5 protein-coding genes are annotated in these 8920 nt (G+C 72.7%); 1 reads left to right on the top strand and 4 read right to left on the bottom strand.

Going from position 1 to position 8920, the window contains the following annotated elements; genetic code table 11:
- The 4 genes from E1285_RS10255 to E1285_RS10235 all read right to left on the bottom strand — a co-directional run.
- Nucleotides 1–1111, bottom strand: a 1111-nt coding sequence (locus tag E1285_RS10255) for a hypothetical protein (RefSeq protein ID WP_132150509.1), incomplete at its 3' end; no start/stop codon positions are given.
- 24 nt (nucleotides 1112–1135) lie between these two features.
- Entirely contained in the window at nucleotides 1136–2029 is an 894-nt protein-coding gene (locus E1285_RS10250) for a sulfotransferase domain-containing protein (protein ID WP_132150507.1), read from the bottom strand.
- A complete protein-coding gene (locus tag E1285_RS10245; protein ID WP_243722700.1) occupies nucleotides 2026–3330 on the bottom strand; it encodes a hypothetical protein in 1305 nt (434 codons plus the stop codon). Before E1285_RS10245 ends, E1285_RS10250 begins: the two co-directional genes overlap by 4 nt.
- Nucleotides 3327–4739 (bottom strand): hypothetical protein, encoded by a 1413-nt coding sequence (locus E1285_RS10235; protein WP_243722698.1) that lies wholly within the window; start codon nucleotides 4737–4739, stop codon nucleotides 3327–3329. Before E1285_RS10235 ends, E1285_RS10245 begins: the two co-directional genes overlap by 4 nt.
- 441 nt (nucleotides 4740–5180) lie before the next feature.
- On the opposite strand from E1285_RS10235, the gene E1285_RS48125 reads away from it, so the two are divergent.
- Complete coding sequence (locus tag E1285_RS48125; RefSeq protein ID WP_132150505.1) at nucleotides 5181–8915, top strand: PKD domain-containing protein; 3735 nt, start codon at nucleotides 5181–5183, stop codon at nucleotides 8913–8915.
- Nucleotides 8916–8920: the final 5 nt, after the last annotated feature.

Raw genomic sequence — 8920 nt, 5'->3', positions numbered from 1 at the left:
GGGACGGGTCGCCGGGGCCCTCGCCGTCCGCGGCGATGCGCAGCACGGTCGTCGCCGAGCCGCCCTCGGTGCACAGCTCGGCCAGCTCGTAGGCCAGCTCGGTGCCCGCGGAGGCGGGGACGCCGACGACGAGGACGGTGGTGGCCTCGGTGTCGAAGACCAGGTTGCGCAGCCGCCGGCAGACCTCCCGGTGCCCGCCGCCCAGCGTCGGCGCCTCCACCATGATGGGCAGTCGGCTGTGCAGCCGCAGGTCGGCGGGCCGCCGGATGCGGCGCGGCCGCGTCTCGCGCAGCAGGACGTACGCCACCCAGGCCAGCAGCCCGAGGCCGATGCCGGTCGCGCCCGCGATGTCGCGCTCGGGGTCGTCGCGCGTCTCGGGCAGCCCGGCGGCCCGCAGCACCTCGCCGGGCTGCTCCTGCTTGGTCTTCAGGCCGGAGAGCTGGTTCTCCACCTCGCGGATCTGCTTCACGATCTCCTGGCGGCGGGTGCGGGTGGTGATCCGGCGCAGCTCGTCCTTGTCGCCCGGCAGGGCCCTCAGCTGGGTTTCGAGCAGGATGAGGTTCTGCTCCAGCGCCTGGCGGTTGCCTTCCTGGACCTTGCCGAGGATCTGGGTGCGCAGCTTCAGGTACGCGTCGGCGACGACCTCGGCGCCGTCGCGCGCGGTCGCCGGCGTCCCGGCGCGCACGCCGATCGTCAGGACGTGCGTGCTGGTCGGCACCGTCAGGCCGATGCGGTCGCGCAGCTCCTCGTCGGAGGCGTCGAAGCCGGGACGCTTCGCCAGCTGGGCCAGCACATGGTCGGACCAGACGAGCTGCGCCTCGGTGTCCATCGTCGTCTCGCGCGGCTGCTTCAGCTGGGTTTCGAGCGCCGACCCGATGTCGACGCCCGGATGCAGCGCGACCGGCGGCGCCAGCACCGAGATGTTCGCGGTGTAGGTCGCGGGGGTCACCGCGACCTTGGCGACGCCGAGCGCCCCGCCGGCCAGCACGGCGATCATCAGCGCCGCCAGGTGCCGCCGGATGGCGCCCGCGAACCGGGTGACGGGGATCGAGTCCGGCGCGAGCGGCGGTTCCGCCTGCACGCTGGAGGGGCCGAGGGTGCGCTTGCTCATCGCCGTTCCAAGGTCATCGCCGTCCTACCGGGGTTCCGTCCGGCGCCACGCCGGTTCGGCGCCGAGGAGCGCGGCGAGCTTGTCGTCGTAGGGGGCGTAGTGGTCGGCGAGGCGGCGGTGCAGGTGGTCCGGCAGCGGGGACCCCGGCCGGGCGTTGTGCCGCTCGAACGAGGCGGGCCGCCACTGCGGCAGGCCGAGGAACTCCAGGATCGAGTCGTAGCAGGGCTCGGGCTCGGAGAAGAAGTCCTCCGCGTACACCACCAGCACCCGCTCCGGCCCGAACAGCTCCAGCAGCCGCTCGATCTGGTCGGCGTACTGGCCGCGGTCCACGTAGGAGTGGTGGCGGTGGCTGTGGCTGACGTAGGACGGGTCGGCCTTGATCTTGTCGACCTCGCCGGCGAGCCGCTCCGGCTCCAGGTCCAGCGCCCGCTCGAACGGCTCGGTCTCGAACCCCCGGGCCAGCTCGTGCTTGTGCGCGGAGTAGGCGCGCACCACCGGGTCGCGCAGCAGCGCGATCAGCTTCACGCCGGGCAGGTCGTGTGCGATCCGCTCCGGTGCCAGCGGGTGGTGCATGTAGTAGCCGGCCGACTCGAAGGCCCGCGGGCTCGTCCCGTCCGGGGCGCCCGCCTGCGCTGCGCGGCGCTCGGCGAGCGAGCGGACCGGGAAGTGCCCCCGGTACCAGCCGAGGCCGCGCGGGTAGTCGACGTCGAAGAAGTGCACGCCCTTGTGGAAGTTCGGCTGGACGACCGCGGGGTGCGCCGCCAGCGCCCGGAACAGCGACGTCGTGCCGCCGCGCTGCGTCCCGACCATGAGGAAGTCCGGCAGCATCCGGGCGCCGGAGGTCAGCCGCCCGCCGGCGCGGGTGGCCGCGCGGCCGGCCTCCTTGACCCACTGCGGGGCGTCGCGGCGTGAGATCACGGATTCCTCCCGGGGTGCGGCGGATGGGAGCGTAGAAGGTCCAGGAGCCGTTCCGTGTCGGCGCGCAGCGGCCCGCCGATCGGCTCCTGGGCCGCCAGCAGGTAGCGGCGGCACAGCTCCAGCAGGTAGAGGCGGACGGTGGCGTCCGCGGCGGCGCCGGTGAGGCCGAGCGGCTCCAGCGTCCGGGACGCGGCGTCCGGCCAGGCCGCGTAGGGCGGGCCGGACGCGGTGCGCATCGCCTCCTGCAGCCGGTAGTGCAGCAGGTCCAACCCGTTCGGGACGCCGCGGGCGAACCGCTCCCAGTCCCACACGCGCAGCACGCCGCGGTGCCAGGCCATGTTCCACGGCGTCCAGTCGCCGTGCCAGGCGCCGAAGTCGAGGACCAGTTCGCCGTGCGCCTTCCCGGTCGTCTCGATGACGTCGCCGAACCGGTCGCGCTGCCGCTCGTCCAGGATCCGGGCGGGGCTCGCGGTCATCGTGTCCCAGAAGCCGCTGTCGCGCAGCGGGGCCCGCTCGACACCGCCGACCTCGAACAGCGTCCGCATCTCGGCCAGCGGCGCCCGGCCGCGGGGACGCCAGCCGCGCGCGCTGGTGGGCAGCGGCTCCAGGACGAGCAGGTCCAGCCCGCGCCACGTCCCGTGGTGAAGGAGCCGCGGCACGTGCGGCCGCGCCCGCGAGCCCGCCCCGTCCAGCCGCCCGTCGAGCCGCTCGTTCAGGTACGTGAGGGCGGCGGCCTCGCCGGACAGCAGGTCGCGGGCGGTGCCGGTGTCGCCGACCTTGACGAACGCGACCGGTTCTCCGCGCGGCGACAGCACGTGCAGGATCGGCTTGCGGTTGGCGCGGGCGCTGCCGAGGCCGACGCTGACCACGACCGGGCGGCCGAGCAGCTCGGCCAGGTGGTCCTCGACCGACACGCCGCCGCCGGTGATCCGCAGCCGGTCCTTCAGCGTCCGCTCGGGCAGGCCGGTGCGGACGGCCGCCGCGGTGAGCCCGCGCGAGGCGCGCTGCTTCAGGCCGAGGTCGTGGCTGTAGCGGCGCAGCGCGGCCGCTGCGGCGCCCGGCAGCCCGGCCGGCACCAGCAGCCGCGGCCGTTCGGCGTCCGGCAGGAACGCGAGCTCGCGGCGGGCGCCGTCCGACTCGCCGGGGGCGACGCTCTCGACGCGCGCGTCCGGCCACAGCTCCTCGACGGCCTCGATCCAGGCGCGGCGCACCTGGTCGCCGTCCGGCCGGGCCCCGCTCGCCTCGCCGCTCTTCGGGCCGCTCACCGGGCCGCTCACCGGGCCGCTCGCCTCGCCGCTCACCGGGGCGTCCCGGCTGTGAGGCTGCGGGCGAACGGGAGGGGCCGGGCCTCGCCGCGGGCGTCCCGCCTGGCCCGCCACATCAGCGCGACCGCGATCATCACCGTGTACAGCGGTACCTCCACCATGTCGTAAGTGATCATGAACAGCCCGCAGGAGATCAGGACGGCGCAGCCCGCCAGCGAGTACGCGCCGCGGTCGCGCCAGTGCCGGAAGAACCGGAGCGTGAAGAACGCGCAGAACGCGATCGTCCCGACCAGCCCGTTGGCGAACAGCAGCAGCCACAGGTGCCCCTGCGTGCCGAGCGGCGGCGACTCGCACGCCTTGCAGCCGACCTTCGCGCCGCCCGCGACCTGGCCGAGGTCGCCCTGCACGTTGCGGGTCGAGCCGAATCCGACCACGGGGGACCCGGTCAGGGCGCTCCGGGTCGTCTCCTCGGCGAGCAGCGTGCGGCGGTTGTTGCTGTGCGGGTTCTCCAGCCGGTCCTGGACGAGACCGGGCAGCGGTGACAGCGCCACGACGATCGCGCCGACGGCCGCCATCCCCGCCGTCCAGGCGATCACCCGCTGGCCGCCGACCTGGAGGAGCTTGACGACCCCGAACAGTCCCATCACGCCGAGCGCCGCCCACAGGCCCCGGTTGAGCGAGTACACCACCGGCCACAGCGACGCGGCCAGGATGGCGAACGCGATCACGCGGCGCCTCGTCCCGGCCCGCACGACCCACGTCAGCAGGAAGTACGGGAGGAAGAACGCGTAGGCGGCGCCCCATGTGTTGGCGTAGGCGAACGGAGCCATCGGCCGGGCCTGGTCGAACCCGAGGATCGACTCGACGTCGGCGACCTTCGGATGGACGATGTCGCGGACGAAGGAGTTCTCCGCCAGCCCCTGCGGCAGCATCATCTCGACCGGCGAGGTGAGCTGGATCGAGGGGAAGAACGATCCGATCAGGCCGCCGACGGTCGTCACGACGAACATGAAGCCGAGCAGCTTGCCGATCCGGCCGGACGGCAGTTCGCGTTCGCTGAGGTTGCCGATGTACAGCAGGACGACTGTGAACGAGAAGTACCAGGCGAGCCGCCATCCGTAGACCAGGAGCCGGCTGGCGCCGCCGCCGGGTTCGGCGAGGGGAGCGTCCGCCCACAGCACGAGCACGCCCAGCATGACCCACACCAGGAAGAACAGCCACACGCCGAATCCGCCGGGCGCGACGAGCGTGCCGCGCCGCCGCCACAGCGTCACCGCCATCGGCACCGTCATGACGAGCAGCACCACGTTGGCGAGGCCGAGGATCCACCACAGCGGGAAACCGAGCAGCGCGACGCTGAGCGGCCATCCCGGCTGCGTGCGCCACGGCAGCAGCCGCTGTGGCGCGAGGGGCGTGCTCCCCGCGATCCCTCGCGTCCCGGTCAATCACCGCTCCGTTCCCTCGACGCACCGTTCCTTCGGTGCACCGTCGGGTCGGCGCACCGTCGGGTGCGCGGACCGCGCCGTCCGGTCACCGGACGCACCCCCGCATCGTAAGGAGGCACATCGTTGGAGGACGTCCGGCCGTCTGCCTGGGGCGACACCGGGTGGTGGCCATTTTCGGCCACGCTTTCCGGTCGTCCGCCGCGGCCCCATGAGCGTCCTTCCGAGGTGCGCAGCGTACCTCGGGGGACGCGATGGACGTGCCCGCAGACATGCGGGCACGTTCCTCGCGAGACCCGGCCGCGATGACGCCCGATGGTTGAAACCTAAACGTTAGGGATCCGAACGTCGGCGTCTTCCAGTCACTGGTTACGCTTGCTCGGCGCCGGTCACCTTTACGCGCACGATACGACGGCTTTGGTTCTACATTGCACGGAGGGGTCGATGGGCAGACGAAGGTGGGGGACCATCGCGGCGGGCGCGGTCCTCGCGCTGGGAACGCTGACGGGCCTGGTCACGGCCCCGGCGCACGCGGACGGCAGGGGATCGGAACTCGACCACGGGCGCGTGGTCGGCGCCGACCCGGCGGACCACACCCCGCAGGTCCTGGACGGCCAGGTCAAGTCGATCATCAAGATCGGCGGCAAGATCTACGTGGGCGGCTCCTTCACCCAGGTCAAGGAGCCCGGTGGCGGCAAGCCCACGCTGACCCGCAACCGGCTGTTCGCCTTCGACGCCGCGACCGGCGCGATCGACCCGAACTTCGCACCCGACCTGAACAAGGGCGAGGCCAGCGCGCTGCTCGCCGCCCCCGACGGCCAGTCCGTCTACGTCGGCGGCAACTTCAGCGAGATCAACGGCGCCCGCCACTTCGTGCTCGCCCGGCTCAACGCCCAGACCGGCGCTCCGATCACCTCGTTCGACCCGCAGCTCAGCGCCCGGGTACGCGACCTGCGGCTGGCCGGCGGCCGGCTGTACGTCGGCGGCACCTTCGCCACCGCCGGCGGCGCGTCGCGGCCCGCGCTCGCGACCCTCGACCCGCAGACCGGCGCTCGCGACGACTTCGTCGACCTGAACTTCGCCGGCACCCAGACCGGTGACGGCGTCACCCAGATCTACAAGATGGACATCAGCCCCGACGGCTCCAAGCTCGTCGGCATCGGCAACTTCAACTCGGTCGGCGGCGCCACCCGGCGCCAGATCGTCATGGTCGACCTCACCGGCGGGAGCGCGCAGCTCGCGAACTGGGACACCACCCGCTACGGCGAGCAGTGCTCCCAGTCGTTCGACACCTACATGCGCGACGTCGACTTCTCGCCCGACGGCGGCTTCTTCGTCGTGACGACCACCGGCGCGTACGGCGGCTCGTCCAAGCTGTGCGACACCCACGCCCGCTTCGAGAGCGCCACGACCGGCGGCGGCCAGCAGCCCACCTGGGTGAACTACACCGGGGGCGACACCAGCTACGCCGTCGAGATCACCGACACCGCCGTCTACGTCGGCGGCCACTTCCGCTGGGCCAACAACCCGTTCGCCGGCGACCGTCCCGGCCAGGGCGCCGTCGCCCGCGAGGGCATCGCCGCGCTCGACCCCGCCAGCGGCCTGCCGTTCAGCTGGAACCCCGGCCGCGACAAGGGCGTCGGGGTCTTCGACATGCTGGCCACCTCGGAGGGCCTGTACGTCGGCAGCGACACCGACAACATCGGCGGCGAATGGCATCCGAAGCTCGCGCTGTTCCCGCTCGCCGGCGGCACGGCGATCCCGCCGAACCACACCGGTGAGCTGCCCGGCAACGTCTACCTCGCCGGCGGCGTCGGGGCCGGGGCGCAGAACTACCTCAAGCACCGCTCGTTCGACGGCACCACGGCCGGGGACGAGGTCAGCGACGGCACGGCCGGCGTCGACTGGAGGTCCGCCCGCGGCGCCTTCATGATCAACAGCGAGCTGTTCTACGGCGGTGCGGACGGATCGTTCAACCGCCGCACCTTCGACGGCACCACGCTGGGCACCCCCACCGAGATCGACACCGCCGACCAGCTCGTCAACATGTCCACCTGGCACGGGCAGGTCGACGACATCACCGGCATGTTCTTCTCCAACGGCCGGATCTACTACACGCGCGGGAACTCCGCGCTCTACTACCGGACGTTCACGCCCGAGAGCAACGTCGTCGGCGCCCAGGAGTTCACGGCCGTCGGCAACCTGCCCGGCATGAGCTGGAGCACCGCCGGCGGGATGTTCGTCGACGGTGAGCACCTTTATTACGTCAACAACGGCAACGGCAGGCTCTACCGGGTCGCGTTCTCCGAGGCGGGGGTGCCGTCCGGCGACTCCACCGAGGTGAGCACCGACGACTGGCGCGGCCGCGCGGTGTTCCTGTTCGCCGGGACGCCGAACCAGGCGCCGAACGCCACCTTCACCAGCAACTGCGAGGCCCTCGACTGCGCGTTCGACGCGTCCGGCTCGGCCGACCCCGACGGTTCGATCGCGTCGTACGCGTGGGACTTCGGCGACGGTGGCACCGGTACGGGCGCGACGCCGGAGCACACCTACGAGGAGGCCGGGACCTACACCGTGGAGCTCACGGTGACCGACGACCGCGGCGGCACGGGCACCAAGTCCCAGGAGATCACGGTCTCGCCGAACCAGACCGACATCGCCTTCCGCGGCGGCTCGGGCGGCAACGCCAACGTCTCCACCGCCTACGCGCAGATCCCGGCGTCGGTCCAGCCCGGCGACGGCATGGTCCTCATCCTGACCTACAGCAGCGGCGACCACTCGATGACGACGCCGCCGCCAGGATGGACGCAGGTCGACACCCAGACGGTGGGCAGTGCGACCTCCGTCCTGTGGAAACGGGTCGCGCAGGCCGGTGACGCCGGGCAGCAGGTCGACATCGGGCTGAGCGGCTACACCAAGGCCGACATCCGCCTTCTGGCCTACGACGGCACCAACGCCTCCGACCCGATCGCCGCGGTCGGCAAGGGCGCCGACGCCGGTGCCGTCACCCAGCACACCAGCCCGAACGCGCCGGTCAGCGCGGCCGGTTCGTGGGCGGTGACGTACTGGGGCGACAAGTCGTCCAGCACCACGTCGTGGACGGCCCCGGCCGGTGTCACGACCCGCGGCACGGGCATCGGGTCCGGTGGCGGCCGCATCACCAGCCTGATCGCCGACAGCGGCGGCATCGTCGCCGCCGGGACCTACGGCGGCAAGACCGCGACGACCGACGCCGGCAGCCGCGCCGCCATGTGGACGATCGTCCTCGCCCGCGGAGCCGGCGGCGGAGCGGCCAACCAGGAGCCGACCGCCGCGCTGAGCAGCACCTGCGCAGCCCTCGACTGCTCCTTCGACGCGTCCGCCTCGGCGGACCCCGACGGCGAGATCGAGACGTACGCGTGGGACTTCGGTGACGGCGAGTCGGGCACGGGCGCGACACCGGAGCACGGCTACGAGGAGGCCGGGACCTACAACGTGAAGGTGACGGTGACCGACGACCGCGGCGGCACGGGCACCACGTCCGAGCAGGTCACGGTGGCCCCGAACCAGGCGGGCATCTCGTTCCGCGGCGGCTCGGGCGGCAACGCCAACGTCTCGACCGCCTACGCGCAGATCCCGGCGTCGGTCCAGCCCGGCGACGGCCTGGTCATGGTGCTGACCTTCAACAGCGGCGACCACGAGGTGACGACGCCGCCGCCGGGCTGGACGCAGGTCGACAGCCAGGAGGCCGGTAACGCGACGTCGGTCCTGTGGAAGCGGGTCGCGCAGGCCGGTGACGCCGGGCAGCAGGTCGACATCGGGCTGAGCGGCTACACCAAGGCCGACATCCGCCTGCTGGCCTACGAAGGGACCAACACCTCGGACCCGATCGCCGCGGTGGCCAAGGGCACCGACTCCGATCCGGTCACCGGGCACCCCAGCCCGGAGGCTCAGGTCGGCGCGGCCGGTTCGTGGGCGGTGACGTACTGGGGCGACAAGTCGTCCAGCACCACGTCGTGGACGGCGCCCGCCGGTGTCACGACCCGCGGCACGGGCATCGGGTCCGGTGGCGGCCGCATCACCAGCCTGATCGCCGACAGCGGCGGCCCCGTCGCCACCGGCGACTACGGCGGCAAGACCGCCACCACCAACGCGAACAGCCGCGCGTCAATGTGGACGATCATCCTGGCCCCCCAGTAACGAGA

This window comes from Actinomadura sp. 7K507, from assembly GCF_004348425.1.
GTDB lineage: Bacteria > Actinomycetota > Actinomycetes > Streptosporangiales > Streptosporangiaceae > Spirillospora.
This window is presented reverse-complemented; position numbering and strand designations above follow the sequence as displayed.